Source organism: Micromonospora arborensis (assembly GCF_003205615.1).
GTDB classification, from domain to species: domain Bacteria; phylum Actinomycetota; class Actinomycetes; order Mycobacteriales; family Micromonosporaceae; genus Micromonospora; species Micromonospora arborensis.
In genome coordinates, this window is sequence record NZ_PYBV01000012.1 from 114,586 (window position 1) to 139,667 (window position 25,082).

Consider the following 25,082-nt stretch of genomic DNA (forward strand, 5'->3'; position numbering starts at 1 on the left):
TCACAGCGGGCGGAGCATGACCCGCTGGCCGCGTCGAGAAACCACCGGCCGGTGCCGCACCCCCGCCCGGGTGCGGCACCGGACGGGGGTCAACTGGTCGTCGTGCAGGAGACCAGCGGAACCGGGTTGCTGCCGTTCCACGAGCCGAGGAAACCGAACGTGGTGCTCGCTCCGGCGGCGAGGGTGCCGTTGTGGCTGACGTTGCGCGCGGTGACCAGCGTGCCGTTGGTGCTGACGGTGGTGTTCCACGACGAGGTGACCTGTTGGCCGTTGCCGTAGTTCCAGCTTACCGACCAGCCTCGGGTGGGCGAGCCGCCGGCGGTCACCTTCACCTCGGCCTGGAAGCCGCCGGCCCACTGGCCGGTGACCTGGTACGTCGCCGTGCACGCCCCGGCCGGCGGCAGAGTCGGCGGCGGGGTGGTCGGCCGCGGCGAGGTGGGCGGGACCGTGGTGGGTGGGGCCGTGGTGGGCGGCGGAGTGGTGGGCGGGGGAGTCGTCGGCGGCGGGGTGGTCGGTGGCGGGGTGCTCGTCCCACCGAAGGTCACGTCGCTGCACAGGTAGTACGACTGGTCCAGGTGGCTGGCCTGCCAGACGGTGTAGACGATGTGCCGCCCGGTGCGTCCGGACGCGTTGACCGGGATCTGGATGGAGACGCCACCGGTGTCCTGGTCCCACTGCGAGGCCGGGGTGTTGCCGATCTGGCCGGCCAGCTCCAGGTCGTCCCAACCGAGTGGCTCGGTGAGCGCGTTGAAGCCCTGCTTCGTCACGTACACCCGGATGTAGTCGGCGCCGTGACTGGCCTGGTCGAAGAAGCGGAGCCGGAAGTTGTTCGACACCGAGGTGGTCTTCCAGGCGCCGATGGTGTCCAACGCGTTGTAGCGCGGGCTCTGGGTGCGCCCGCCGCTGCACAGTTGGCCGTTGGGGACGGCGGCCTGGTGGTTGCCGCCGACGCCCTCGCGGAACAGGCCGTTCCAGTTCCACATGGCGGCCGGGTCGGCCTGCCAGGCCTGCCAGCACATCGGGTCCTCGGTGGCCATCCGGGGGTTCTGGAAATCGCTGCCCCACCGTTGCCAGCAGCTGTAGTTGCGCGAGGCCGGGTCGACGACCGAGCCGTGCGCCGAGGCGGGCTGGGCCAGCATCGTCATCAGCGCGGTGGCCAGCAGGAGCGTGGCGGCCGACGCGACGGCGAGTGGCCGGAGCACGCGTGGTGATCGTACGAGAATAGACATGGAGCCCCCGGGGGGATGAGGTCGGACGACGACACCCGGACCGCCGGGAGTTGCCCACTCCCGGGCCTATTCGCTGGCTCCTGCGATGGCTCTACCCGGCACCATGCCAGATTGATAGTCAGGCGTCAATGGGCTCGCGTCGCATCGGCGTGTGGGGGATGCCGTCCTCGACGTACTCCGGGCCGCTGACCGCGAAGCCGTGCCGGGCGTAGAACGCGACCAGGTGCGACTGGGCCTCCAGCACGCAGGGCCGGTTGCCCAGGACCTCCAGCGCCGCCGTCATCAGCCGGCCGGCGTGCCCACCGCCGCGCGCCGCCGGCGCCACCACGACCCGACCGATCCGGGCGGTGCCGTCGGGGTCGGCCAGGATCCGCAGGTACGCCAGCGGCGCACCGCCGTCGGTCAGCCAGAGATGCCGGGTGCCCGGCTCCACGTCCCGGCCGTCGAGTTCCGCGTAGGGGCAGTGCTGCTCCACCACGAACACGTCGATGCGCAGTTTGAGCAGATCGTGGAAGGTGCGGGCGTTCAGGTCGGCGAAGGAGGCCGTCCGGATTTCGGTGGTCTGCTGGGGCACCCACCGATGGTAGGCCGTGGCGTCCGGCCGGGCCGCGCGCGCCCGACCCGGCCGGATCCGCGCACGGTGTCGTCAGGCGGCCGGTGTCTTCGTGCCGGCGGGCGCCAGATAGGTGGCGGCCACGGCGGTGAGCAGCAGTACGCCGCCGCCGATGACCGGCAGCGGGAGTGGCTCGTGCAGCAGTGCCACCGCCAGTGCCGCGGCGGTGAGCGGTTCGAGCAGGGTCAGTACGGCGGCGACGCTGCCCGGGGTGGTGCGCAGCCCGGCGTAGAACAGCGCGTACGCCACCGCCGTGGTGACCACGCCGAGGTGCAGCAGCAGTGCCACGGTGTCGAGGCGTACCGGCGCGCTGACCCCGGCGACCAGGGCGAACGGTGCCAGGGTCAGCGCGCCGACCGTGGTGGAGATGGTGGTCAGCGTCATCGGTTCGGTGCGCTGCGACACCTGCCGGCTGATCAGGGTGGTCACCGCGTACCCCAGGCCGGAGCCGGCCGCCGCGAGCAGGCCGAGCAGTGGGGCGGGCGCCGTGGCGTCGGGATCGGCCGTGGCGCCGGTGATCAGGACGAGACCGGCCACGGCGGCGACCAGCGTGCCGAGTCGCAGTGGGCCGGGGATCCGTCGGGCGTGCACCGCCTCCCAGGTCGCGGCGAGCACCGGGGCCACGCCCAGGCTGACGACGGTGGCCACGCTGACGCCGGCCCAGGCCACGGCGGCGAAGTAGAGCGCCTGGTAGAGGCCGAGGCCGACGCCGGTGAGCAGCAGCGGTACGGGTGCCGCGCGCAGCGCGGCCAGCATCGCGCCGAGCCGAGGAGCGGTGCACGCCAGCAGGACGAGCGCGGCGATCGCGAGGCGGTGGAAGCCGATGCTCACCGGGCTGAGCCCGGTGCTCTCGCGCAGGAGTTGCACCGCCACGCCGGTGGTGCCCCACAGCACGCCGGTGACGGTGATCTGGATCAGGCCGGTGCGGGCCTGGGTGAGCGCCGGGGCCGGAGCGGCCGACGGCGCGGTACGGGAGATGGACACGGATGCGCTCCGAGGGGTGAGCCGTTGACGGGGACGACGTCGACGGAGCGCGCACGGCGAGGTGGCCGAGCCGGGTCAGTCACCCGGTCGGCGGAAGGCACGGCGCTCCGTCAGGAGCGCGGTGGGGGCAGAACGCCCAGCAACGGCCGCATGGGGACGACCGTACCGCAGGGCGCGGCGGGGTCAGGCTGGGCGTGCGCCGACAGCGTCGCGGATCTCGGCGCCCTCGGCGCCCTCGACCGCGCGGGCGCAGTGTCCGCAGCAGAAGAACCGGCCGTTGACCTCGACGCCGTGCCCGACGATCTTGACTTGGCAGTGCTCGCAGATCGGTGCCATCCGGTGGACCGCGCACTCGAACGAGTCGAAGGTGTGCACGTCGCCGCTGACGGTGTGCACCTCGAACGCCATCCAGTAGTCGTTGCCGCAGACCTCGCACGTTGCCATGGCTAACCTCCCGATATCAGGACATGTATGCACAGATTGCCCCGAATTACGACATGCGTGCGGTGAAATGTCGATGTTCGGTGGCCCGGGCGGCGTGTCGGCCCCGGCGTGTTGCCAGTTGTGCCGGGTGAACCGCCGTAACCCCCGGAGGATCACAGTGATCAAGCGCAACAGGCTTTTCGGCAATCAGACCCGGGTCACCTTCTGTCTGCCCCGCGATGCCCCACCCGGTCCGGTGAGCGTCGTCGGTTCCTTCAACGGCTGGGAGCCGGGCCGGCACGAGTTGGTGATCCGCCGCGACGGCACCCGGACGGTCACCGTGAAGCTTCCGCCCGGGGAGCACCGGTTCCGCTACCTCGCCGCCGGCGGCGTCTGGTTGGACGACGAGTCGGCCGACCAGGTCGACGATCGTGGCAGCCTGCTCCGACTCTGACCACGAAACTCGCCCCCATCGATGTATTTATCGATGGGGGTCTTTACTGTTAACAATGTTTAAATTACGTTGAGGGGCACGTCACCAGAGAAGGAGCCGCCCCGATGCGTCGAAAAATCACCGTCCCGCTGGTGGCGGCGGGTGCCGTCGCCGCCACCCTCACCGTCGCCGCCCCCGCGCAGGCACACGGTTACGTCTCCGCCCCGCCGAGCCGGCAGGCGCTCTGCGCGCAGGGCCGGGTGCCCGACTGCGGGCAGATCAAGTACGAGCCGCAGAGCGTCGAGGGGCCCAAGGGCCTGCGTAGCTGCAACGCCGGGATCGCCCAGTTCGCCGTCCTCAACGACGACAGCCGGGGCTGGCCGGCCACCTCGGTCGGCAGCTCACTGACCTTCACCTGGGTCAACACCGCCCGGCACGCCACCAGCAACTGGGAGTACTGGATCGGCAACACCCGGGTCGGCGTGGTCAACGGCAACGGCCAGCAGCCGGGGGCCACGGTCTCGCACACCGTCAACCTCGGCGGCTACTCCGGCCGCCAGAAGATCCTCGCGGTGTGGAACATCTCCGACACCGCGAACGCCTTCTACTCCTGCATCGACGTGCAGATCGGCGGCGGAGGCGGACCGGCGCCCACCCCGACCACGTCACCCACCCCACGGCCCACTCCGACCACCGCACCGTCCACCACGCCCGCCCCGGGCGGCAGCTGGACGACCGGCCGGGCGTACCAGGTCGGCGACCAGGTCACCTACGGCGGGCGGACGTACCGCTGCCGGCAGGCGCACACGGCGATCCCCGGGTGGGAGCCGCCGAACGTACCGGCGCTCTGGCTCCAGGTCTGACCGCACGGGTGCGGCCGCTGGTCGCACCCGTGTCGCCGCCCTCGCGTGAACGGAGCACCCGGCATGCCCCGCCGTACCCGTCCGGCGTCCCTCGTCGTCGCGCTGCTGCTCACCAGCGCCTGCGCCGGGTCGCCCACGTCGAGCCCGTCCGCCGTGCCACAACCAGCTCCCGCGTCCCCGGCCGGGTCGGCGGTGGTCGGGTCCGCGGTGGCTGGTTCCCCGGCCGATGCCGAGATGAGCGGGATCGACGTGGTGTTCCTGAGCACGATGGTCGGGCACAGCGAACGCACCCTGCAGCTCGTCCGGCTCGCCCGCGACCGCGTGCGCGACGACGCGCTGCGTACCCTGACCGCCGCCATCGAGGCGACCGAGGCCGACGAGCTGTCCACGATGCGGGGCTGGCTGCCCACCGCCGGGCCGGGCGCCAGCGCAGCCGTACACCAGCACGAAGGCCATGGGGACGAGGCCGCGCTCGACCGGCTGCGGACCGCGCCCGACGCGGACGTCGACCGGACGCTGCGCGAGGTGCTCGCGGACCACCAACGGGCGGCGGCCGACCTGGCCCGGGCCCAGGTCGGCGTCGGCCGCAACGAGCGCGTCCGTGACCTCGCCCGGCGGATCGAGCAGTCCCGCAGCGCCGAGGTCGAGCTGCTCCGAGGTACGCCGTGAGCGCGCCCCGGACAGCTCAGGTCAGCGGGGTTCGAGCCGGATGGAGACCGAGTTGACGCAGTGCCGGGTGTCCTTCGGGGTGAAGCCCTCGCCGTGGAAGACGTGCCCGAGGTGGCTGTCACAGCGGGCGCAGCGGATCTCCGTGCGGGCCATGCCGAGGCTGCGGTCCTCGATCTCCTTGACCCGGCCCGGGATGGCGTCGTCGAAGCTCGGCCACCCGCAGTGCGAGTCGAACTTCGTGTCGCTGGAGAAGAGCTCCAGCCCGCAGGCTCGGCAGTTGTAGACGCCGGCCGTCTTCGTGTCCACGTACTCGCCGGTCCACGGGCGTTCGGTGCCGTGCTCCCGCAGGACGTGGAACTCCTCGGGGGTCAACCGGACCCGCCACTCGTCCTCGGTGCGGGGCAGCTCGTTGTCGTCAAGACTCACCCGTCAACGGTACGTCGAACGTCAGGGTCGTGGCATATGGTCGCGAGATGGCTGGCACAAAGGCAGCGGTCGCCGAGGTCGACGTGGCCGGGCACAGCGTTCGACTGAGCAGTCCCGATCGGGTCATCTTCCCGCAGCGGGGCTTCACCAAGTCGGACGTCTTCCACTACTACCTCGCGGTCGGCGACGGGATCATGCGCGCCCTGCGGGACCGGCCCACCACGCTGCAACGCTTCCCCGAGGGCGTCGAGGGCGAGATGTTCTTCCAGAAGCGGGTGCCCACCCGGGGCGTGCCACCCTGGGTGACGACTGCGGAGATCACCTTCCCGAGCGGTCGGAGCGCCGCGGAGCTCTGCCCGGCCGATCTGGCGCATGTGGCCTGGGCCGCTCAGATGGGCACCATCGTGTTCCACCCGTGGCCGGTACGCGCCGCCGACGTCGACCGACCCGACGAGCTGCGCATCGACCTCGATCCGCAGCCCGGCACCGACTTCGCCGACGCGGCGCGGGCCGCCGGGGAGGTCCGCACGCTCCTCGACGAGCTGGGTGTGACCGGTTGGCCGAAGACCTCCGGTGGCCGGGGCGTGCACGTCTACCTGCGCATCCAGCCCCGGTGGACGTTCACCGAGGTGCGCCGGGCCACCATCGCGCTGGCCCGGGAGGTGGAGCGCCGCCACCCCGATCTGGTCACCACGGCCTGGTGGAAGGAGGAGCGCGGCAGGCGGGTCTTCGTCGACTTCAACCAGACGGCCCGGGACCGGACGATCGCCTGCGCGTACTCGCTGCGGGCCAACGCTCGGGCCACCGTCTCGACCCCGGTCACCTGGGACGAGCTGCCCGACGTCGACCCGGACGACTTCGACCTGCGCACCGTGCCGGCCCGGCTCGCCGAGCGGGGCGACCCGCACGCCGGCATCGACGACACTCCGTGGGACATCACGCCGCTGCTGGAGTGGGCCGACCGGGACGCCGCCGCCGGCCAGGGCGACCTGCCGTATCCACCAGACCACCCGAAGATGCCCGGCGAACCCAAGCGGGTGCAACCCAGCCGCGCCAAGCACGCGCCCGACGAGAGCGCCTGAGCGGGCGGGATGCCGGGCTGCCCGGGGCCGACACGTCGTCGTCTCCGGGCAGTCCGACGGTCAGCTACTCCTCCGGATTGCAGGGGTTGAACATCTTGGGATGGATCGGCTTGCCGGCGGCCACCGTGTCGGCGATCTCCCAGAAGCCGTCCGCCCAGTAGCCGCCTTTGTCGATCTGCTGGAGCGCCTTCCAGTTGTGGCTGCTGCGCAACGCGTCAGCCGCCCGCCGGAGGGCGGCGTCGTCGCCACTCTTCTTCGCGCGCGTCCATTCGGTGATCCACGCACAGCCGACCGGGCCGAGCACCTGGATGCCGAACTGGTCGGAGTCGTTGACGCCTTCGACGTTCACCGTGGCGGGGTCGAAGCCCGGAGGGAGCGGCACGTCGGCGAGCACCGCGGCCCGCCGCTCGTCCAAGCGCTCCGGTGTGACGATCTCCGCCGGGAGCGCGGCCAGCCACGTACGGGCGTCGACGCGGATCACGCTGGCGAGCACCCGGTCGAAATCGGCGCGCGTGTAGGCGGTCGCGGTGCGTACCTCGACCATGGACCCGTCGCGAGGCTGAAGGATGACCTCGAACTCGCGCTCGCTGTATCGGAACAGGTGACCGGGCCAGCGGTCGACCTGCACCGACTCCGGCTTGCTTATCTGGAGCCGGTCCTTGTAGCGCCCGTCGTACTCGCTGGCCTGGTACCAGCTCATTCTGATGCTTCGCCCACCATTGCTGTAGGTGATGCTGCCCGCCCGCTCGGCGAACCCGTCGACGTGCGTTGCCTTCCAGCCGGGCTGGTCGATCAGCAGCCGCGGGTTCTCCTCGGCCGCCTTGAGCACCATCGCCGAATAGGTGGTCGTTCCCGGTGCCTCGGAGGTGGAGTTCGTTTCCGGAGACGCCTCGTGGCTCCCTGGCTGCTCGGTCTTCAGGATGGAGGTGCCGAATACGACGCCGAGGATGGCGGCGGCGATGCCTGCGCTGGCGAGACCGCTCATCAGGCGGCGGCGCGGTCGGGAGCGCCGCTGCCCTGGCGGTTCGGTGACGGATTCGAGGACTGGCGTGGACATGATCTCCTCCAGGAGGTTCTGCGCGACCCCGTCGAGGTGCGCGACGACCTCGGGTCGGTACGGGTCGGCGTCGCGGACCCTCCGGTCGAGCTGTTCGTCGGTCATCTGCCCTCCTCAGGGGCGCGTACGGCCATGACGTCGAGTACATGTCCGGGTGGGTCGAGGTCGTCACCGAGGATGTCCCGTAACCGGGCTCGGGCACGGGACAGTCGCGTACGGACCACGGCCGGGTTCACCTGGAGGACCACGGCGATCTCGCGCGGCTCCAGCCCCTCCCAGAAGGTCAGCATCAGCACCTCACGGTCCATCTCGTTGAGTCGGGCCAGCGCGGCCCGGACGGTGAGTCGTTCGGGCACCTCGCTGCCCGGATCGACGGCGAGGGCCGCCCGGAACCGTTGCCGCAGCCGATCGCCCAACCGCCCCCGGCGGGCTCCGCCGCGGTGGTGGTTGGCCAGCACCCGACGGGCCACGCCGTGCAGCCACAACCGGGCCTCGGCCTCCGGCGGCATCTCGCGGCTGCGCCGCCAGGCGACGAGGAAGGTCTCGGCGACCACGTCGGCCGCGTCCTCGGGCTGTTCGACGCGCCGCATCGCGTACGCCAGCAGTGCCTCGAAGTTGACCGCGTAGACGCGACGGAAGCGTTCTTCGTGTTCAGTCCCGGAGCTCACGTCTACCCCATGTCCGGTCCACCGTCCGTCGTGACAGTGGTCGATCGGAAAATCGCGGCATGTGGTCCATCGGGGTCATGAGTGCCGTGAACGCTACCGCCAGCCGATCCGCACCGCCGACGCCCCGTTTCGTCCCAGGCACGGCAGGGGCCAGCGGCCCTGGCGGCCGCTGGCCCTGGTGAAAGACGTGGACAGTCGGTTACGCCGGGTCGTCACGCGTGGCGAAGACCTCGCGGGCGGCGAAGGTGGCGTTCACTGCGCGGGGGAAGCCGCAGTAGACCGCGGCGTGGAGGATGGCTTCGGTGATCTCCTCGCGCGTCAGACCGACGTTGAGCGCGGCACCGATGTGCACCTTCAGCTGCGGCTCGCATCCACCCAGAGCGGTGAGGACGCCGATGGTGACCAGCTGCCGGCTTCGGGGGTCGATTCCGGGACGGTCATAGATGTCGCCGAAGGCGAAGGCTGCGACGTGGTGGCCCAGGGCGGGGTTGATGTCGGCCAGTGCGTCGATGACGGCCTCACCCTGGTGCCCGTCGATCTGGGACAGCACGCTCAGGCCGTGTTCACGGCGGGCAAGGTTCTCCGGGCTGTTGATGTCGTGCTGGGCAGTGCTGGTGGTTCTCGTCATGGCTGGGGTGCTCCCGCATAGGTGGCGATCTTGTACTCGGTGGCGGCCAGGGCCAGCTGCAGCTGAGCGATCTGGGCGCGCAGGGTGTCTCGGTGCTCCAGCATCATGTCGAGGCGCTCGGGCACGGTGGACTGGCCGGCGTCGACGAGCTCGATGTAACGGCGCAGGTCACTGATCGGCATGCCGGAGGTCCGCATTCGAGTGAGGAAGACCAGACGTCGGACGGCCGCGGCGTCGTACCGGCGGTGGCCGGCGTTGTCCCGCGCGACCTGGACCAGGCCGATCCGTTCGTAATAGCGCAACGTGTGGGGATTGATCTTCAGATGCTCTGCCGCCGTGGCGATGTCCCACTCGGTTGCGTCGTCATCGCGGGCGAGTTCGCGCAGCGACTCGATGGCGACACCGTCTGGCGGGTCCACCGCGAGGCGCAACGCCTCCCGAAGTGCGTCGTCAACTTCCATACCCTGCACGCTAGGGCTGTGAGCGCGCTCTAATGCAAGCGTCGCGTCAACTGAGCTCCCGGCTGGGGCCGACGTGCCGATGGGCGAGACGAAAGTGTCGTACACCAGTTCTAAAATTTGCTTGTGATCGATGAGTTGGCCCGGGCGGAGAGTGCGGTGGCGGCCTGCGCCGACGCTGCCGTCTGGGCTCTCTCCGAGCAGGATCTGATCGCGACGATCGACGCCACGCACCGGCTCCAGCAGCGCTTGGCCGCCGTGCAGTTGGCGGCGGTCCGCGAGTTGGACGGTCGGGGCACCGCGGTGGCGCAGGGCGCCTCGTCGACGGCGGTGTGGCTGCGCCACCGCCTGCGACTCGGCGTGGCCGCTGCCCGCCGGCTGGTCGACCTCGCCGCTGCGGTCGACGCGGCCCCACCCGGCGTACGGGACGCGCTGGCGGCCGGTGCGGTCAGCGTGGAGCAGGCCCGGGTCATCGCCGACACGGTCGCCGTCGTGTCGGCGTCGGCCGGTGCAGAGGTCGCCGACGAGGCCGTTGGGGTGCTGGTCGAGTGGGCCGAGCACTTCGACCCCTCGCTGCTACGCAAGATGGGCACCCGGATTCTCGACCACGTCGCTCCCGACGTCGCCGACGTCGCCGCTGCGGCGGCCCTGGAGGCCGAGGCCGCGCGGGCCGCCCGCGACCGGCACCTCACCATCTCCGAGCAGGCCGGTGGTCGTCTGCGGCTCAGCGGCACCCTCGACGCCGAGGCTGCCGCGCTTTTGCGTGCCGTTCTCGACCCGCTCAGCGCGCCCTCCGGGCTCGACGACACCCGTTCCGCCGGGCAGCGCCGCCACGACGCTCTCGCCGACGTGTGCCGGCTCGCGCTGCGCACCGGCGAGCTGCCGGAGCGCGGCGGCGACGCCGCCCAGGTCGTCGTGACCACCAGCTATGACGGCCTGAAGCGGCAGTTGCGCGCCGGTGCCCTCGACATCGGCCTGCGGCTCGATCCCGGCACGGTACGCCGGCTCGCCTGCGATGCCGCCATCCTACCCGCGGTGCTCGGCGGCGCCGGCCAGGTTCTCGACGTGGGCCGACAGCGTCGCCTCGTCAATGGCCCCCTGCGTCGGGCGCTGGTGCTGCGCGACGGCGGCTGCGCCTTCCCCGGCTGCGACCGGCCACCCCGCTGGTGCGCCGCCCACCACATCCGACACTGGGCGGATGGTGGTCCGACCAGCCTCGACAACGCTGTGCTGCTCTGCGGCCACCACCACCGACACGTCCACCAGGGCGACTGGGTGGTCCAGCTCAGCCACGACGGTCACCCGGAGTTCGTGCCGCCGGCCTGGCTCGATCCCGAGCAACTCCCGCGCCGCAACCACTACCACCGACGAACGTGAGCCGACCGGCACTGCCGGCGCCCACGGCACCGATTGACTTTCGATAGGTAACGAGCGAAACTCGATGCATGGTTACAGAGCATCGAGCGGTAGCCGCTCTCAAGGTTTTCCTCGTGGTGCTGTTCGGGGTCCTGGTCCTGTTCCAGACCTTCTCGCTGCCCGGGCAGTTCGCGCACATGGCCGCGGAATCGCCGGAGGATGCCTACCTCCGGTGGCCGGCGACCGCCATCGCGGTGTTCTGGGTGCTGTGCGTCCAGGTCGTCATCGTCTCGACCTGGCAGTTGCTCAGCCTGGTCAAGAACGACCGCATCTTCACCGAAGCGTCCCTGAAGTGGGTGGACGCAATCGTGTGGGCCATCGCCGCCGCGTGGGTGGTGCTCGTGGGTGTCTTCCTCTACGTCGGCTTCAAGGCCGACGACCCCGGAATGCCGCTGCTGCTGTTCCTTCTGACGGTGGGAGTCACGGTGCTCGGGCTCCTCATGGTGGTGATGCGTGCGCTGCTGCGGCAGGCGACCACGCTGCGGTCCGACATGGAAGCGGTGATCTGATGCCCATCGTCGTCCGCATCGACGTCGAGCTGGCCAAGCGCAAGATGAGCGTCGGGGAGTTCGCCGAGCGTGTCGGGCTCACGCCGGCCAACGTGGCGGTGCTGAAGAACGGCCGGGCCAAGGCCGTCCGCTTCAGCACGTTGGAGGCGATGTGCCGGGTGCTCGACTGTCAGCCCGGAGACCTGCTCGAGTGGGTCGAGGAGGAAACCCCATGAGGTACGTCCTGACAGCCGTCGCCATTCTCGGGGTCGCGCTCGGCATCGCCGGCATCGCGCACGGGGAGGCCGACGACTCGCCGGGCCTCCAACTCCTGGGCGTCGTGCTCGTGATCGGCGCGGTGGTGTTCGGCATTCGGAACCTTCGGGGCGGCAGCTAGCCGCCCCAGGCGCGCGGGCCAGCCTGAGCTGGCCCCTTCCCGGAATAACGATCATGTAACGGGCGCGAACCTTTCCTGGTGCGTGGCCTGTCTTGATGGTCGTCGGCCCGTTGGGGCCAGGGGAGGCGTCGGATGAAGTTGGTGTGGAGGCGTGCCCGCGAGGCGCGCGGGCTGCTGGTGGCTGCGGTGATCGCGGCGCTGGTGGCCGTCGCGTTGGTCACCGGACTGTCCGACTACAACCGGCGGGCGGTGGACGCCGGGCAGCGGGCGCTCGTCGCCGCCTCGCCGGCGGAGGAACGCGGCCTCCTGGTCAGTGGTTCAGCCGGGCGCGACGCGGCCGAGTTCGCCAACCGCGACAAGGCGGTCCGCGCCGAGTTCGCCGACGGGCTCGCCGGGGTCCCGGTCCGCGTGGCTGTCGCCCGGTACGGCACCGGCCGGGAGCTGACCGGTTCCCTCGGATCCGTGCCCCGCACCGGCGACGACCCCATCTTCGCCAGCCTGGCCACCCTCGACGACCTCGCCGCGCACGCGGAGCTGACCAGCGGGGCGTGGCCCCAGGCGGGGGCGAACCCGATCCAGGTGAGCCTTCCGGAGCGGGCCGCGGGTGCGCTGGGCCTGACCGTCGGCGAACGCATCCCGGTGCGCGACCGGGCCACCGAGCGGCGCGGCGAGTTCGTGCTCGCCGGCACCTGGCGGCCCCGCGACCCGACCGACGCGTACTGGCTGCTCGCCCCCGGGGTGGGCGCCGGCAGCGCCCCCTCCGGCACCTCGTACGGGCCGTTCACGCTCGACCGGGCCGACTTCGAGGCGACCTTCCCGGGTGCGGTGTCGGCGTCCTGGCTGGCCGAACCGGATCTCGGTGACGTCGACAGCGCCGATCTGCCGGCCGTGCGGAAGGCCCTCACCGCGGCCGGCACGGCGGTGCCGGAGGCCGCCCAACTGGGCTCGTCGGCGCAGACGGCGACCAAGATGGCGGGGCTGCTGGACCGGATCGGCCGCGCCGACCTGGTGGGCCGCTCCTCGCTGGCCACTCCGCTGCTGCTCATCCTGGTGCTCGGCGGGTACGCGCTGGTCCTGGTCGCCGCCCTCCTGCACGAGGACCGACGCGCGCAGACCGCGCTGCTGCGCGCCCGGGGTGCGGCCCGCCGGCAGTTGGCCGGTCTCGCCGCCCGCGAGGCCACCCTGGTGGTCGCCCCGGCCGTTCTGCTCGGACCACTGATCGCCGTGGAAGCGCTGCGGTTCGTCCGGCCCGGTGGGTCGACGGAACTCTCCGCCGCCGGCGGCAACACCGCCCTGGTCTGGGCCGCCGCCGTGGCAACCGCGGTGGGCTGCCTGGTGGCCATGGTCGCGCCGACGCTGCGCGGTGCCGGAACGTACGTCGCCGACATGGCCGCCCGATCCCGCCCGAACCGGGCGGCGAGCGTCCAGCGGGCCAGCGTCGACCTGGTGCTGGTGGCGCTCGCCGTGCTCGCCTGGGTGCAACTACGCCGGTACGCCTCACCGCTGGCCGGCTCGAACGGCCAGCTCGGGCTCGACCCGCTGCTGGTCGCCGCCCCGACGCTCGGCGTGCTGGCCGGCGCCGTACTGGCGCTGCGGGTGCTCCCGCCGCTCACCCGGTTCGCCGAGCGGTTCGTCGACCGACGCCCGTGGACCGCCACCATGTTCGGCATGTGGCAGGCCGGACGGCGCCCACACGCCGGTCCGGTACTGCTGCTCGCCCTCGCCGTCGGTGGCAGCACCCTGGCCTGGTCCCTGATCAGCACGGGGGAGCGATCGCAGGTCGAGCAGGCCGGCCACACGGTCGGCGCCGACCTGCGGGTCACCGAGCGCGGCGGTTCCGCTCCGCCGGACCGGGCCACGCAACTCGCCGCGCTGCCGGGCGTGGACCGTGCGCTCCCGGCGTGGCGCGACGAGGTACGGGTCGGCCGGAACGACCTCCCGGCGACCGTGATCGGTGTCGACCCGGCCAGCGCCCCCGGCGTGGTCCGCCTCGCCGACCGCCTCGCCGACGGGCCGGTGTCGGAGCAGTACCAGCGGATGATCGCTGCGCGCGGGGCCCCTGCGGGTATCGAACTGCCCGCCGACACGCGCGCGATCACCGGCACGGTGCGTACCCCGGTGAGCAGCGCCGTCCGGTCCCTCCGGGTCGCGGTGACGCTGCTGGTCACCAGCTCCGACGGACTCGCCCTGCGGCTGCCGGCGGTCGACGCGGACGGTGACGGCCGGGCCACCCAGTTCACCGTGCAGTTACCCGACGTGGGCGGGGCGCGGCTACGGCTGGCCGGGTTCGAATCCGACGGTGGGCTGGCGGCCGGCAACGCCTACCGCCTCCAGGTGGACGACTTGGCGGTGGTCAAGGCCGATGGCACGACCCAGCCAGCCGAACTGAGCGGCGGCTGGGTGATGACGGCCCTCGGCGTGAAACCCACGCCGGTGCGGACCACCGGTACCGGGTTCGCCGCAGTCCACGCCGTGGAGGTGATTCCCGGCGGTCAGTTCGAGTACCAACCGCCCACCCGGTTCGCCGTCGTGCCCGCCGGACCGGGCGCGGCCGTCCCGGTGCTGATGACCCCCGCGGTACGTGAAGCCCTGAGCCTGCGCATCGGCGACTCCGTCGACCTGACGCTCTCCGGGGTGTCACTGAAGGTCCACCTGATCGGTGAGCTGGCCTCCGTGCCGACCACCAGCGGCGAAGGCGTGCTGCTCGACCTGCCCGCCGGGGTCGACGCGCTGATCCAGGCCGGCGGCACGGTGCGGTCCACTCCGGAGTGGTGGGTCAGCACCGACGACGCGTCGGCCGCCGCCCAGGCCGCCAGCGAACTTCCTGGCGTGACAGTGCTCGACCGGGAGAAGGTGATCGAGTCGGCCGCCGAGGATCCGTACTGGCGCGGGTCGCGCACCGGGATGCTCGCCGCCGCCCTCGGCGCGGTGCTGCTCGCCATCGTCGGCCTGATGGTGGACGTGTGGGCCACCGCCCGGCGCCGGCTCAGCGAGTTCGCGGTGCTGCACACCCTCGGCGCCACACCTCGGTTGCTGGCCCGGGCGCTGCTGGCCGAACAGGCCTTCCTCGCCGGCATCGGGGTAGGCGTCGGTCTGCTGCTCGGTGCCGCGGTCGGGGCCACCATGGCCCCACTGGTCATCCTCACCCCGGCCGCCGGCCGGCCGATCCCCCCGGCGGCGTTCGCGCTTCCCTGGGTGCCGATCGGCCTGACCGCGGTCGGTCTGCTGCTGGCGGCGCTCGCCTTCAGCGCGTTCATCGCCGCCGGCATCCGTCAGCGGGTGGCGGCGGTGCAGTTGCGAATCGGGGGAGAACGATGAGCGTCGGCGCGGCTGCCCGGCGGGTCCGGGCGTACGGAGGGCAGTTCCTGCTCCTGGCGGCGTTGACGCTGGTGGTCACGCTCCTGATCAGCGGCGTGCCCCGGCTGGTCAACCGGCTCGCCGAACAGGGGCTTCGGGCGCAGCTGAACAGTGAGCCGGCAGCCCGTCGCGACATCTCCTACACCACCGGCGTGGTGACCGTCCCCGCCAACAAACCCGCGACGCTCAGCGCCCGTGAGCGGTTCGACGCCCTGGCCGCGGGAATGCCCTCGCAGGTGCGTTCGGCGGTGAACGAGCGGTGGTACAACGTCGACGCTGAAGCCACCCGGGTGGTCGGGCCGGACCTCGCGGCCCGCAACATGCTGGTCGACCTGGGCCTCCGGGCCGTGCCCGACATCAAGGAAGCCAGCACCCTCGTGGAGGGGGCGTGGCCGAGCGAGACGTACGTGCCCGACCGCCCGATCGAGGTGGTGCTGGACGTCGACGTGGCCGCCAAGCTCAACCTGCGTACCGGCAGCCAACTGCGCATCGGCAGGGTAGATGTCACGAAGGAGCTTGTCGACGATTCCCCGCTGGTGGTGGTCGGGCTGTTCCGCCCCGTCGACCGTACGGGCGGCATCTGGGACGGGCTGCCATCGATGCTGCGGATCACCGACCCGGCCGGGGACGGTGAGCCGTTCATCGCCACGGGTGCGGTCGCCTCGTCGACCCTCGACAAGCGGGCTGCGGCGGGTTGGTCGGTCCGATACAACTGGCGGTACCGACTGGACGTCGACAGCATCGATGCGCGGAAGCTGGACCAGCTGATCGACGGTCTGCAGGAATCGCAGCGCAACAAGCCGGCCGACCTCTCCTTGGCCCAGGGTGTCGACATTCCGTTGCGGGCGTTCGCCGCGCAGGTGAACGCCGCCCGGACCCTGCTGGCGGTGATCGCGGCCGGCGTACTGGCAACCCTGGCCGGGCTGATCGTGCTCGCGGCGACCCTCGCCACCCGGCGGCGTCGATCGGAGTTCGTGCTGATCCGTGCACGGGGCGGCGGGGCCACCGCTGGTGCCCGCCGCAGCCTCGCCGAGTCACTGCTGGTGGTGCCGGTCGCCGCCGCGCTCGGCTGGTGGCTGGGCACTCTGTTCCCCGGCGCCCCGGACCCCAGCACGCCGTACGCGGTCGCCGCAACCGTCCTGGTCACCCTGGCGTTGCCGCTGGCCACGCTGGCCGTGCCGACCGGTGGGGCGGCCCGCCGCGACCTGGTCCGGATGCGCCCGTCGACCCGCCGGCTCACCGTCGAGCTCTTCGTGCTGGGGCTCGCCGTGCTCGCCGCGGTGCTGCTGCGTCGGCGCGGCCTCACCCTCGGTGAGGTGGACCCACTGCTGGTGTCGGTGCCGGTGCTGCTCGCAATCGCCGCGGCGGTGCTCGCGCTGCGGGCGTACCCCTGGCCGTTGCTGCTGGTCAGTCGGCTGGCCGCGCGGACCCGGGGCAGCGTGGCCTTCCTCGGGACGGCGCGGGCCGGTCGGTCGGCTGTCGCCGCCCCGCTGGTCGTCGTGGTGCTGGCGATCGGCACTGCGGCGTTCTGTGCGGTCGTCGCCGCAGGCGTCGACGCGAGCCGGGACCGGGCCGCCGAGCAGATCGTGCCCGCCGACGCGGTGATCCGCGGGGAGCGCTTCGCCCCCGACACGGTCGACGAGTTGGGCCGCCTGTCGGGGGTCCGGGCCGTGACGCGGCTGCTGTACGGGTCCGACGAGCAGTTGGCAGCCGACGAGCTCGGGACCAGCCCTCGGCTCGGTGAGACGGCTGTGCTGCTGGTCGACGGACCAGGACTGGCCACGGTGGCTCGGGAATCCGGGTTGGACCTGCCGCTTCCGGACGCGTTGCGCACCGCCCGGCCCGAACCGGGGCCGCTGCCGGCGATCGTCGCGCCGGAGGTCGCCGCCGATCTGGCCAAGGCCGGGCTGGACCGCTCCGCCTTCATCTCGGTGCAGGGGCAGCGGTACGAGTTCCGGGTGGCCGGCAGCGAGGAGAGTTTCCCCCTGCTGTCGGCGAACACCAGCCGGTTCGTGATCCTGCCCTGGCAGGCGCTGCCGGCGCGAAACACCACACCGGTGGCGACGAGCCTGCTGGTCGCCGGGGATCGGCTGGACGCGGAGGCGCTACGCCGCGCCGGCGACCAGGGGCAGCTGCGGTACCAGCAGGAAGGGGCGGTCACCGGCCAGGAACGGCCGATCGGGGTGGTCGTCGACACCCGGGCCGACGTCCGGCGTGATCTCGGTGACGGCGGTGCGAACGGCGTACTGGCCTTCGGGTTCGTGGCCGGTGCCGCCGGTGGCTCCGTGCTCGGGCTGCTGGCCATCGCGTTCACCGTGCTGGCCGGCGCGCGGGCCCGAGGTCAGGTGCTGTCCCGGCTGCGTACCCTCGGTTTGTCCCGCCGGCAGTGGCGTGGGCTGCTGCTGGTCGAGCTTGCCCCGCTGGTCGGGGTGTCGGTGCTGACCGGCGCGCTCGTCGGTGCGGTGCTGCCCCTGCTGCTCAACCCGGTGCTCGGCCTGTCCGCCTTCACCAGTGGCATGCCGGTCCGAGTGGCCTTCGAGCCCGGCCTGGTGGCTGCGGTGCTCGCGCTCGGAGTGGTCGCCCTCGGCTTCGCGGTCGCCGTCGAGGCCCTGAACAACCGCCGGTTGCGCCTCGGTGAGGTGCTTCGGCTCGGAGAGGAGAGCTGAGATGACCGCTACCACCCAGACTTCACCGGTGCCCGACCTGGCTGCCCTGCAGCAGCAGGCCGCGCAACGCGCCGCGGAGCGGGCCGGGGGACAGGACCGGCTGCGTGGGCACATCGTCTGCGACGGCCTGGTGCGCATCTTCAAGACCGAGGGGGTGGAGGTGGTCGCCCTGCAGGGGCTCGACCTGGTCATCGACCGGGGTGAGCTGGTGGCGATCGTCGGCGCGTCCGGCTCGGGCAAGTCGACCCTGCTCAACATCCTCTCCGGCCTGGACACGCCGACCGCCGGTATCGCCCGGGTGGCCGACTACGACCTGCTCTCGCTGTCCGCGAAGCGGCGGTTGAGCTACCGGCGGGAGCTGGTCGGCTTCGTCTGGCAGCAGACCGGCCGCAACCTGCTGCCGTACCTCACCGCGCTGGAGAACGTCGAGCTGCCGATGCAGCTTGCCGGCAGGCTTGGTGGCAAGGCCCGCCGGCAGCGAGCCCGGGAACTGCTCGACATGGTCGGCGTGGGGTACTGCGCGGACCGGCGGCCCGGGCAGCTCAGCGGTGGCGAGCAGCAGCGGTGCGCGGTGGCTGTGGCGGTGGCCAACGACCCGGAGGTGCTCTTCGCCGACGAGCCGACCGGCGAACTGGACGAGGCGACCGGCGCCGACGTCTTCGCCGCGCTGCGCACCATCAACGCCGAGCTGGGCGTGACCATCGTGGTCGTCACCCACGACCACGCGGTGGCCACGCAGGTTCGCCGGACCGTCGCGATCCGCGACGGTCGGACCGCCTCCGAGGTACGCCGAACCGCTCGGATCGGCGTCGACGGCAACACCGAGTTGGTCAGCGAGGAGTACGCGGTGCTGGACCGAAACGGCCGGATGCAACTACCGGCCGCGTTCGTCGACGCGCTCTCGCTGAAGGAGCGGGTCCGGCTCGATCTGGAGCCGGACCATGTGCAGGTGCGGTCTGGTGACCGGGCCTCAGACGAGCGGGGGGCAGGGGCATGAGCCGTCGGGACATGGTGGTGACCGGCGCGGCCGGGTTCGGTGGTGGGCCTGCGGAGCACCCTGCCGAGGTGGTCCGGGTCAGTGGTGTGAGCCGCACCTTCGGCCGGGGCGAGCACGCCGTGCACGCGGTGCGGGACGTCTCGTTCAGCGCCAACCGTGGCGAACTGGTCGCCATCCGGGGCCGGTCCGGGGCCGGCAAGACCACGCTGCTGAACCTGATCGGCGGGTTGGACCGGCCGGACAGCGGCCAGGTCGTGGTCGCCGGGCACGAGGTGACCTCGGCCGGTGAGGCGGAGCTGCTGCGGCTGCGCCGGGGCACCGTCGGGTTCGTGTTCCAGACCTTCGGGCTGGTGCCGATCCTCTCCGCCGCCGAGAACGTGGGTGTGCCGTTGCGGCTGGCGCAGGTGCCGGCCGCGGAGCGGGAGCAGCGGGTCGCCGTGCTGCTGGAACTGGTCGGCCTAGGCGGGCACGCGGCCCAGCGCCCGTACGAGCTCTCCGGTGGTCAGCAGCAGCGGGTCGCGGTGGCCCGAGCACTGGCCAACGAGCCGGACCTGCTCATCGCCGACGAGCCGACCGGTCAACTCGACTCGGAGACCGGACGGTCCATCATGGACCTGCTGCGCGCGGTGGTGCACGCCCGCGGCATGACCGCGCTGGTGGCCACGCACGACCCGGCCCTGATCGACCTCGCCGACCGGGTGCTCGTCCTGCGCGACGGAAGCCTGGTCGACGGCTGACCGCTGACCGCTGCCCGTGGCCCGTGGCCCGTGGCCCGTGGCCTGGGTTGTGGGCCCGCAGACTCGGTCAGAACAGATTGCCTGGGTGTGCTCGCACCCTGTAGAGCTGCCCCAGATATGGACCGCGTGGGGGCGTGGGGAGTGCTGCGCCAGTTATGGACCGCGCGGGAGGCGTGGGAAACGGCTGTCCGTGCCTGCCGTCAGCACGATTCGCTGCCCCAGATCTGGGGCAGCTCTACAGGCACGTAGAGGGGCGACCTCGGGACCCGAGGTGCCACCGCGCGCCGGGTAGCTGGCGGGCCGGCGCCGTCGGTGGGCTGGCGCCGTCGGTGGGCTGGCGCCGTCGGCGGGCCGGCGTCAGCGGCGGGTCAGAGCGCGAGCTTCATGCCCTCGTGGCTGGCCGTGAAGCCGAGGCCCAGGTAGAAGCGGTGCGCGTCCGCGCGGGACTTGTCCGTGGTGAGCTGCACCAGGGCGCAGCCACGCTGCCGGGCCTGGTCGATGGCCCAGGTCATCAGGTCCCGACCCAGCCCTTGGCCGCGCCGGTCGGAGCGGACCCGGACCGCCTCGATCAGCGACCGCTCGCTGCCGTGCCGACCGAGGCCGGGGATGTAGGTGATCTGCAGACAGCCGACCAGCTCACCGGCCTGCTCGGCCACGATCAGCTGGTTGCGCGGGTCTGCGCTGATGTCCGCGAACGCCTTCTCGTAGGCCGCGTCGACCACGGTGAAATCGCGGGCCTTGCCGAGGACATCATCGGCGAGCAGGGCGATGACGGCGGGCAGGTCGGCCCGGACAGCCTCCCGGTAGGTCACGTCGGTCATGCTGATGAGCCTGGCACAGCGACGCCGACGGATGGGAGGCCGCCGAGCCGCGACGTCAGCGGGCCGGGCAGCGCAGGCCTTCCCGGGGAACGCTCAGGTCCAGCAGGTAGGCGTCGACCGCGTCGGTGATGCAGGAGGTCTGCGGGTACGCGGTGTGCCCCTCACCCTCCCAGGTGAGCACCCGGCCGACGCCCAGCATCGACGCGAGCCGTGGAGTCTGCTCGTAGGGCGTCGCCGGGTCGCCGGTGGTGCCGACCACCACGATCGGCGGCGCCCCGTTCGCCCGTCCGGTCGGGTACGGGTCACGCCCACCCGGCCACTCGACGCAGCTCAGCATCCCCACCGCCAGCGCTGGCCCGAACAGCGGATACTTTCCACGCCACTCCGCCTGCAACTGCCGGATCTGCTCCCGGCTCGGCTTCTCCGTCTCGTCGGCGCAGTTGATGGCCAGGTTGGCGTCGAACAGGTTCGAGTAGTGCCCGTCGCTGCCCCGGCCGGCGTACGCATCGGCGAGCCGGAACACGTCCTTCGGGTCGCCCTCGGCCAGGTGGTCGATCGCCTGGGCCAACTCCTGCCAACCGGCTTCGGTGTAGAGCGACGAGATGACCGCGTAGAACACCCAACCGGCAGTTGCCTCCCGTCCGTTGGCACCGCGTACCGGGGAGGCCTTGGCCTTGTCGATGGCCTCGGTGACCGCGGCCCGCGCGTCCGGGGCGATCGGGCAGCGGTCGGCGTTCGCCGCGCACCAGCGGGTGAAGTTGTTGAACGCCCGTTCGAAACCGCGGGCCTGGCTCTCCGAGCCCTCCACCAGCCGCTGCTGCGGGTCGACCGCGCCGTCGAGCACCAGCGCACGCACCCGCTGCGGGTAGAGCTGGGCGTACGTGGCGCCGAGCAGGGTGCCGTAGGAGTAACCCAGGTAGGTGAGCTTGTCGTCGCCCACGGCGGCGCGTACCGCGTCGATGTCACGGGCGGCCTGCTCGGTGCCGTACAGCGGCAACTGGTCGCCGTACCGATCGCCGCAGCCACGCCCGATCCGCTGGCTCAGGCCGACGAAGCCGTCGAACGCCGACTGGCTCGCTGGATCCGGGTCGAAGCCGAAGCTGGCGTCCAGGTCGGCATCGGAGATGCACTTCACCGGGCTGGACCGGGAAACGCCGCGTGGGTCGAACCCGACGATGTCGAAGCGCTCGGTGATCGAGGCGGGAAGCCCGCCGAACTGGGGGCCGAAGGACAGGTAGACGGCGGTGTCGACGCCGGAGCCGCCCGGGCCGCCCGGGTTGATCACCAACGAGCCGACCCGGTCGTGCTGCTTGGTCGAGCGGGCCCGCAGCAGGGCGATCTCGAAGGTCTGCCCGGCGCCCGGGCCGGTGCTCGCCCCGCCGCCGGTGCCCCAGTCGCGCGGCACCGCGATCCGCGCGCACTCGTAGCGCATGTCCGGTGCGCCGCGCCCGACCAGCTCGTCGGGCACCTCCGGACAGGGCCGCCAGGTGGGCGCGCTGCCGGTCGGTGCGGCCGCACCCTCCACCTCGGTGCGTGGCGCGAACGCCGGCAACGTGCACCCGGCGGTGAGCAGCGCCGCGACGGTGAAAGCGGCCAGAGTACGACGGACCCGGCGACGTGTCGCCATCCGAGGCTGCGGGGCGGTGCGGATCACGTGGTCCTCCGGAATCGAGTCGACGGCCAGGCTACGCCGAGCCGCTGGCGGCCCGGTCCACGGTGGCCGCCGGATCGCCGCGCAGCACCTGGTCCACATCGAAGCGGATCGGGCGGTCGAGCTGGTCGTAGCGGCAGGAACGGGGATCGCGGTCCGGTCGCCAGCGGACGAACTGGGCGGTGTGCCGGAACCGTTCGCCCTCCATCGCGTCGTAGCCCACCTCGACCACCAGTTCCGGGCGCACCGGCTCCCACTCCAGGTTCTTCGTGCCGGTCCACCGGCTCACCCCACCCGGGATGCGTTGGCCGCGCTCGTGGTCGCCGTGCACCCACGGGTGCTCGCCGTCGGTGTCCCGGTAGGGCGCCAGCTCGTCGAGCAGCTCGGCCCGGCGGGCCATGCTGAACGACGCGCTCACCCCCACGTGGTGCAGGACCCCGGCGTCGTCATAGAGGCCGAGCAGCAGCGAACCCACCACCGGGCCGGACTTGTGCCAGCGGAAACCGGCCACCACCGCGTCGGCGGTGCGGGAGTGCTTGACCTTGAACATCAGCCGTTTGCCCGGCTCGTACGGCAGGTCGGCCGGCTTGACGATCAACCCGTCCAGGCCGGCGCCCTCGAAGACGTCGAACCAGCGGCGGGCGGTGTCGGGATCGGTGGTGACCTGGGTGACGTGCACCGGCGGGCGCACCCCGGCCAGCGCCTCGACCAACCGCTCCCGGCGACGCGGGTAGGGCTGGTCGAGCAGCGCCTCGTCGCCGATGGCCAGCAGGTCGAACGCGACGAAGTCGGCCGGTGTGGTCTCGGCCAGCATCTTCACCCGCGATGCGGCCGGGTGGATGCGCTGGGCCAGCAACTCGAAATCCAACCGGGCCTGGCCGCTCGGCCCGTCCCGCCGAATGACGATCAGCTCACCGTCGACCGCGCACCGCTCGGGCAACTGCCGGCGGGCCTGATCGACCACCTCGGGGAAGTAGCGGGTCATCGACTTGCCGCCCCGGCTGGCCAGCTCGACCTCGTCGCCGTCGCGGAACACGATGCACCGGAACCCGTCCCATTTGGGCTCGTAGGTCACCCCGGGCGTGGTGGGGAGCTTGGCGACGCTCTTGGCCAGCATCGGCTCGACCGGAGGGTTGATCGGCAGGTCCACGGCGACCAGTCAATCAGACGGTGCCGACAGTCGTGAGGCAGATCACCGTGGGTGCCGGGGTGGCGTGTCCGCCCACGCGCTCCTCGTCCCCGCCGGGCGAATCGAATAGCCGCAGGTCAGAGCTACTTTCGCCAGGTGTCCGAGTGGGTCTGTGACTGCTGCGGGCGGTGGCGGGTGAGCGTCGAGCTGATCCGGGGCCGCTACCGCTACCGGCTGACCCGCCGTTATCCGCAGCGGTTCGGCGGCGGCCGGAACGTGCTCGGCGAGGTCGGTTCGGTGCCGGAGTTGGAGGAACTGCTGCGTCGGCGTACCCCTCTGAGCCTGGCCGACCTGCGCGAAGCCGCCTGATCCCGTCGGGTTTGCGCGCTGGTGTCACGATCCACCTGGCGGTCTCGTCTGCATCCGTGGCGGGTGCCCGACGGAGCCGTCGGGGAGGGGAGACGATGCGGTTCGAAGCCGCGACGGAGATCGCCGCCGACGTCGAGCAGGTCTGGGCGGTGCTGGTCGACGTGCCGCGCTGGCCGGAGTGGACGGCGTCGGTGTCCCGGGCCGAGCGGGGTGAGCCCGGGCCTCTCGCCGTCGGCGCGACAGCCCGGTTGACCCAGCCGAAGCTACGGCCGGCGGTGTGGCGGGTCACCGAGCTGACCGAGCAGCGGGAGTTCGTCTGGGTCTCCGACACCCCGGGCGTGCGGACCACGGCCGAGCACCGGCTGCTGCCGCTGCCCGACGGACGCACCCGGGTCGAGCTGGCAATGAGCCAGTCCGGGCTGCTGGCCGGCCTGATCGGTCGGCTGTACGGCGAGTTGTTCCGCCGCTACCTTCGGCTGGAGGCCGACGGGCTCAGGAGTCGGAGCGAGCAGGGCTGACGCGAGTCAGAAGCGGGCGAACGAGCGGATCGAAGCGCGCGGACCGTACTTCGGCGCGTGGATGCCGGCGGCCCCCAGCAGCAGACACACCCGGCCCCGGTGACCCCGGAACGGCTCCAACAGGGCCAGCATCCGGGCGTCGTCGCCCCTCGGCTCACCGGCCAGCGCCCAGGCCACCGTGTTCGGGACGTGATAGTCGCCGACGCTGACCGCGTCCGCGTCGCCGTACGCGACCCGGACCACCTCGGCGGCCGTCCACGGTCCGATGCCGGGGATGGCAGTCAGCCGGCGGGTGGCGTCCGCGGCGTCGGCGCTGCGCTCCAACCGGTCGGCGAGCGCCGCGGCGCGACGCAGCGTGTCGGCGCGACGCTGTTCGACTCCGAACGGATGGAAGACCCAGTACGGGGTGGCGGCCACCGCGGCGGCCTCGGGCGGCAGCAGCAGCGGCTGCAACGGGCCGGGTGCCGGCTCCTGGAAGTGCCGCACGGTCGCCGCGTACGCCCGGTACGCCTCCTTCACGGTGACCTTCTGCTCGAAGACCGCGCGCAGCAGGTGCCGGAAGACCTGCCCGGTGGCGGGCATCCGCAGCCCCCGGTGGTCCCGGGCCAGCCGGGTGACCAGCGGGTGCGCCCCGGCCAACTCGGTGAAGCCGGTCAGGTCGTCGCGCAGCCCGGCGACCGCGTCGGCGCGTGCCAGGACATGCTCGGCGCCCGGCCCGTAGCCCTCCGCCAGCAGCTCGCCGCCGACAGGTCGCAGCGCGAGGGTGGCCGGACCGTCCGGGGTGCGGGTGGCCCACCAGAAGGCGCCCGCGGCGACGCGCGCGCACGGGTCGTACGGGGTGAAGGTGAGCGCCCGGACGGAAGCCGCCAGCCGGTAGCCGACCGGCGGGTGCAACACCCTGGTCGCGGCGGGTTCGGTCTCGGTCACCCGCCAACTCTGCCACGCACGGAACGGGACGTCGGCATCACCGGTGTGCCGACGTCCCGTTCCGTACGACGGTGAC

Annotated in this window: 27 protein-coding genes; 14 read left to right on the plus strand and 13 right to left on the minus strand. The window is 72.2% G+C overall.

Features of this window, described 5'->3' with window-relative positions; translation table 11 throughout:
* Positions 1-89: 89 nt before the first annotated feature.
* The 4 genes from C7C45_RS10310 to C7C45_RS10325 all read right to left on the minus strand — a co-directional run bounded on the left by C7C45_RS10310 (position 90) and on the right by C7C45_RS10325 (position 3,270).
* Positions 90-1,229 carry a lytic polysaccharide monooxygenase auxiliary activity family 9 protein gene (locus C7C45_RS10310; protein ID WP_110563401.1) on the minus strand — a complete coding sequence of 380 codons (1,140 nt, stop codon included), beginning with the start codon at positions 1,227-1,229 and terminating at the stop codon, positions 90-92.
* A 118-nt stretch (positions 1,230-1,347) separates the two neighbouring features.
* Entirely contained in the window at positions 1,348-1,803 is a 456-nt protein-coding gene (locus C7C45_RS10315) for a GNAT family N-acetyltransferase (RefSeq protein WP_110563402.1), read from the minus strand.
* 72 nt (positions 1,804-1,875) lie between these two features.
* Positions 1,876-2,826 (minus strand): DMT family transporter, encoded by a 951-nt coding sequence (locus C7C45_RS10320; RefSeq protein ID WP_244200320.1) that lies wholly within the window; start codon positions 2,824-2,826, stop codon positions 1,876-1,878.
* Between the two features lie 183 nt (positions 2,827-3,009).
* A complete protein-coding gene (locus tag C7C45_RS10325; protein ID WP_110563403.1) occupies positions 3,010-3,270 on the minus strand; it encodes a Prokaryotic metallothionein in 261 nt (86 codons plus the stop codon).
* 157 nt (positions 3,271-3,427) lie between these two features.
* Between C7C45_RS10325 and C7C45_RS10330 the strand changes: the two genes are divergently transcribed.
* The 3 genes from C7C45_RS10330 to C7C45_RS10340 all read left to right on the plus strand — a co-directional run bounded on the left by C7C45_RS10330 (position 3,428) and on the right by C7C45_RS10340 (position 5,214).
* A complete protein-coding gene (locus C7C45_RS10330; RefSeq protein ID WP_110563404.1) occupies positions 3,428-3,703 on the plus strand; it encodes an isoamylase early set domain-containing protein in 276 nt (91 codons plus the stop codon).
* Between the two features lie 104 nt (positions 3,704-3,807).
* Positions 3,808-4,545, plus strand: coding sequence for a lytic polysaccharide monooxygenase (locus tag C7C45_RS10335; RefSeq protein ID WP_110563405.1), 738 nt, complete (start codon positions 3,808-3,810; stop codon positions 4,543-4,545).
* A 63-nt stretch (positions 4,546-4,608) separates the two neighbouring features.
* On the plus strand, positions 4,609-5,214 hold the full coding sequence (locus tag C7C45_RS10340; RefSeq protein WP_110563406.1) for a DUF305 domain-containing protein: 606 nt from the start codon (positions 4,609-4,611) through the stop codon (positions 5,212-5,214).
* A 21-nt stretch (positions 5,215-5,235) separates the two neighbouring features.
* On the opposite strand, the gene msrB is transcribed toward C7C45_RS10340, so the two are convergent.
* Positions 5,236-5,640 carry a peptide-methionine (R)-S-oxide reductase MsrB gene (gene msrB / locus C7C45_RS10345; protein ID WP_110563407.1) on the minus strand — a complete coding sequence of 135 codons (405 nt, stop codon included), beginning with the start codon at positions 5,638-5,640 and terminating at the stop codon, positions 5,236-5,238.
* Positions 5,641-5,687: 47 nt separating this feature from the next.
* Between msrB and ligD the strand changes: the two genes are divergently transcribed.
* Positions 5,688-6,722 (plus strand): non-homologous end-joining DNA ligase, encoded by a 1,035-nt coding sequence (ligD, locus tag C7C45_RS10350; protein ID WP_110563408.1) that lies wholly within the window; start codon positions 5,688-5,690, stop codon positions 6,720-6,722.
* A 64-nt stretch (positions 6,723-6,786) separates the two neighbouring features.
* On the opposite strand, the gene C7C45_RS10355 is transcribed toward ligD, so the two are convergent.
* The 4 genes from C7C45_RS10355 to C7C45_RS10370 form a co-directional block, all read right to left on the minus strand.
* On the minus strand, positions 6,787-7,884 hold the full coding sequence (locus C7C45_RS10355; RefSeq protein ID WP_110563409.1) for a hypothetical protein: 1,098 nt from the start codon (positions 7,882-7,884) through the stop codon (positions 6,787-6,789).
* A complete protein-coding gene (locus C7C45_RS10360) occupies positions 7,881-8,447 on the minus strand; it encodes an RNA polymerase sigma factor (RefSeq protein WP_110563410.1) in 567 nt (188 codons plus the stop codon). The genes C7C45_RS10355 and C7C45_RS10360 overlap by 4 nt, the downstream gene beginning before the upstream one ends.
* Before the next feature lie 199 nt (positions 8,448-8,646).
* Positions 8,647-9,075: a carboxymuconolactone decarboxylase family protein gene (locus tag C7C45_RS10365; protein WP_110563411.1), complete on the minus strand. Its 429-nt coding sequence runs from the start codon at positions 9,073-9,075 to the stop codon at positions 8,647-8,649.
* Positions 9,072-9,536: a MerR family transcriptional regulator gene (locus C7C45_RS10370; protein ID WP_110563446.1), complete on the minus strand. Its 465-nt coding sequence runs from the start codon at positions 9,534-9,536 to the stop codon at positions 9,072-9,074. The genes C7C45_RS10365 and C7C45_RS10370 overlap by 4 nt, the downstream gene beginning before the upstream one ends.
* A 123-nt stretch (positions 9,537-9,659) precedes the next feature.
* Between C7C45_RS10370 and C7C45_RS10375 the strand changes: the two genes are divergently transcribed.
* From C7C45_RS10375 to C7C45_RS10405, 8 genes are all read left to right on the plus strand, one after another.
* Positions 9,660-10,910 (plus strand): HNH endonuclease signature motif containing protein, encoded by a 1,251-nt coding sequence (locus C7C45_RS10375; protein WP_110563412.1) that lies wholly within the window; start codon positions 9,660-9,662, stop codon positions 10,908-10,910.
* A 68-nt stretch (positions 10,911-10,978) separates the two neighbouring features.
* Positions 10,979-11,458 (plus strand): DUF2975 domain-containing protein, encoded by a 480-nt coding sequence (locus C7C45_RS10380; protein WP_110563413.1) that lies wholly within the window; start codon positions 10,979-10,981, stop codon positions 11,456-11,458.
* On the plus strand, positions 11,458-11,673 hold the full coding sequence (locus tag C7C45_RS10385) for a helix-turn-helix domain-containing protein (protein WP_030336216.1): 216 nt from the start codon (positions 11,458-11,460) through the stop codon (positions 11,671-11,673). Before C7C45_RS10380 ends, C7C45_RS10385 begins: the two co-directional genes overlap by 1 nt.
* Positions 11,670-11,834 (plus strand): hypothetical protein, encoded by a 165-nt coding sequence (locus C7C45_RS33995; protein ID WP_167454695.1) that lies wholly within the window; start codon positions 11,670-11,672, stop codon positions 11,832-11,834. Before C7C45_RS10385 ends, C7C45_RS33995 begins: the two co-directional genes overlap by 4 nt.
* A 132-nt stretch (positions 11,835-11,966) precedes the next feature.
* Positions 11,967-15,152 (plus strand): ABC transporter permease, encoded by a 3,186-nt coding sequence (locus C7C45_RS10390; RefSeq protein ID WP_110563414.1) that lies wholly within the window; start codon positions 11,967-11,969, stop codon positions 15,150-15,152.
* Positions 15,149-17,857, plus strand: coding sequence for an FtsX-like permease family protein (locus C7C45_RS10395; protein ID WP_110563415.1), 2,709 nt, complete (start codon positions 15,149-15,151; stop codon positions 17,855-17,857). The genes C7C45_RS10390 and C7C45_RS10395 overlap by 4 nt, the downstream gene beginning before the upstream one ends.
* A gap of 1 nt (position 17,858) precedes the next feature.
* Positions 17,859-18,854 (plus strand): ABC transporter ATP-binding protein, encoded by a 996-nt coding sequence (locus C7C45_RS10400; protein WP_110563416.1) that lies wholly within the window; start codon positions 17,859-17,861, stop codon positions 18,852-18,854.
* Between the two features lie 11 nt (positions 18,855-18,865).
* Positions 18,866-19,591, plus strand: coding sequence for an ABC transporter ATP-binding protein (locus C7C45_RS10405; protein ID WP_110563447.1), 726 nt, complete (start codon positions 18,866-18,868; stop codon positions 19,589-19,591).
* A gap of 368 nt (positions 19,592-19,959) precedes the next feature.
* Here C7C45_RS10405 and C7C45_RS10410 read toward each other — a convergent pair whose 3' ends face one another.
* The 3 genes from C7C45_RS10410 to C7C45_RS10420 are packed head-to-tail and all read right to left on the minus strand — an operon-like array spanning position 19,960 to position 23,213.
* Entirely contained in the window at positions 19,960-20,412 is a 453-nt protein-coding gene (locus C7C45_RS10410) for a GNAT family N-acetyltransferase (protein WP_110563417.1), read from the minus strand.
* A gap of 55 nt (positions 20,413-20,467) precedes the next feature.
* Positions 20,468-22,039, minus strand: coding sequence for an alpha/beta hydrolase (locus C7C45_RS10415; RefSeq protein WP_110563448.1), 1,572 nt, complete (start codon positions 22,037-22,039; stop codon positions 20,468-20,470).
* Between the two features lie 58 nt (positions 22,040-22,097).
* On the minus strand, positions 22,098-23,213 hold the full coding sequence (locus C7C45_RS10420) for an ATP-dependent DNA ligase (protein ID WP_110563418.1): 1,116 nt from the start codon (positions 23,211-23,213) through the stop codon (positions 22,098-22,100).
* A gap of 135 nt (positions 23,214-23,348) precedes the next feature.
* On the opposite strand from C7C45_RS10420, the gene C7C45_RS10425 reads away from it, so the two are divergent.
* A complete protein-coding gene (locus tag C7C45_RS10425; RefSeq protein WP_110563419.1) occupies positions 23,349-23,561 on the plus strand; it encodes a hypothetical protein in 213 nt (70 codons plus the stop codon).
* 95 nt (positions 23,562-23,656) lie between these two features.
* On the plus strand, positions 23,657-24,079 hold the full coding sequence (locus C7C45_RS10430; RefSeq protein ID WP_110563420.1) for an SRPBCC family protein: 423 nt from the start codon (positions 23,657-23,659) through the stop codon (positions 24,077-24,079).
* Positions 24,080-24,085: 6 nt separating this feature from the next.
* Here the strand turns inward: C7C45_RS10430 and C7C45_RS10435 are convergent, their stop codons facing one another.
* Positions 24,086-25,006 carry a DNA-3-methyladenine glycosylase family protein gene (locus tag C7C45_RS10435; RefSeq protein WP_110563421.1) on the minus strand — a complete coding sequence of 307 codons (921 nt, stop codon included), beginning with the start codon at positions 25,004-25,006 and terminating at the stop codon, positions 24,086-24,088.
* Positions 25,007-25,082: the final 76 nt, after the last annotated feature.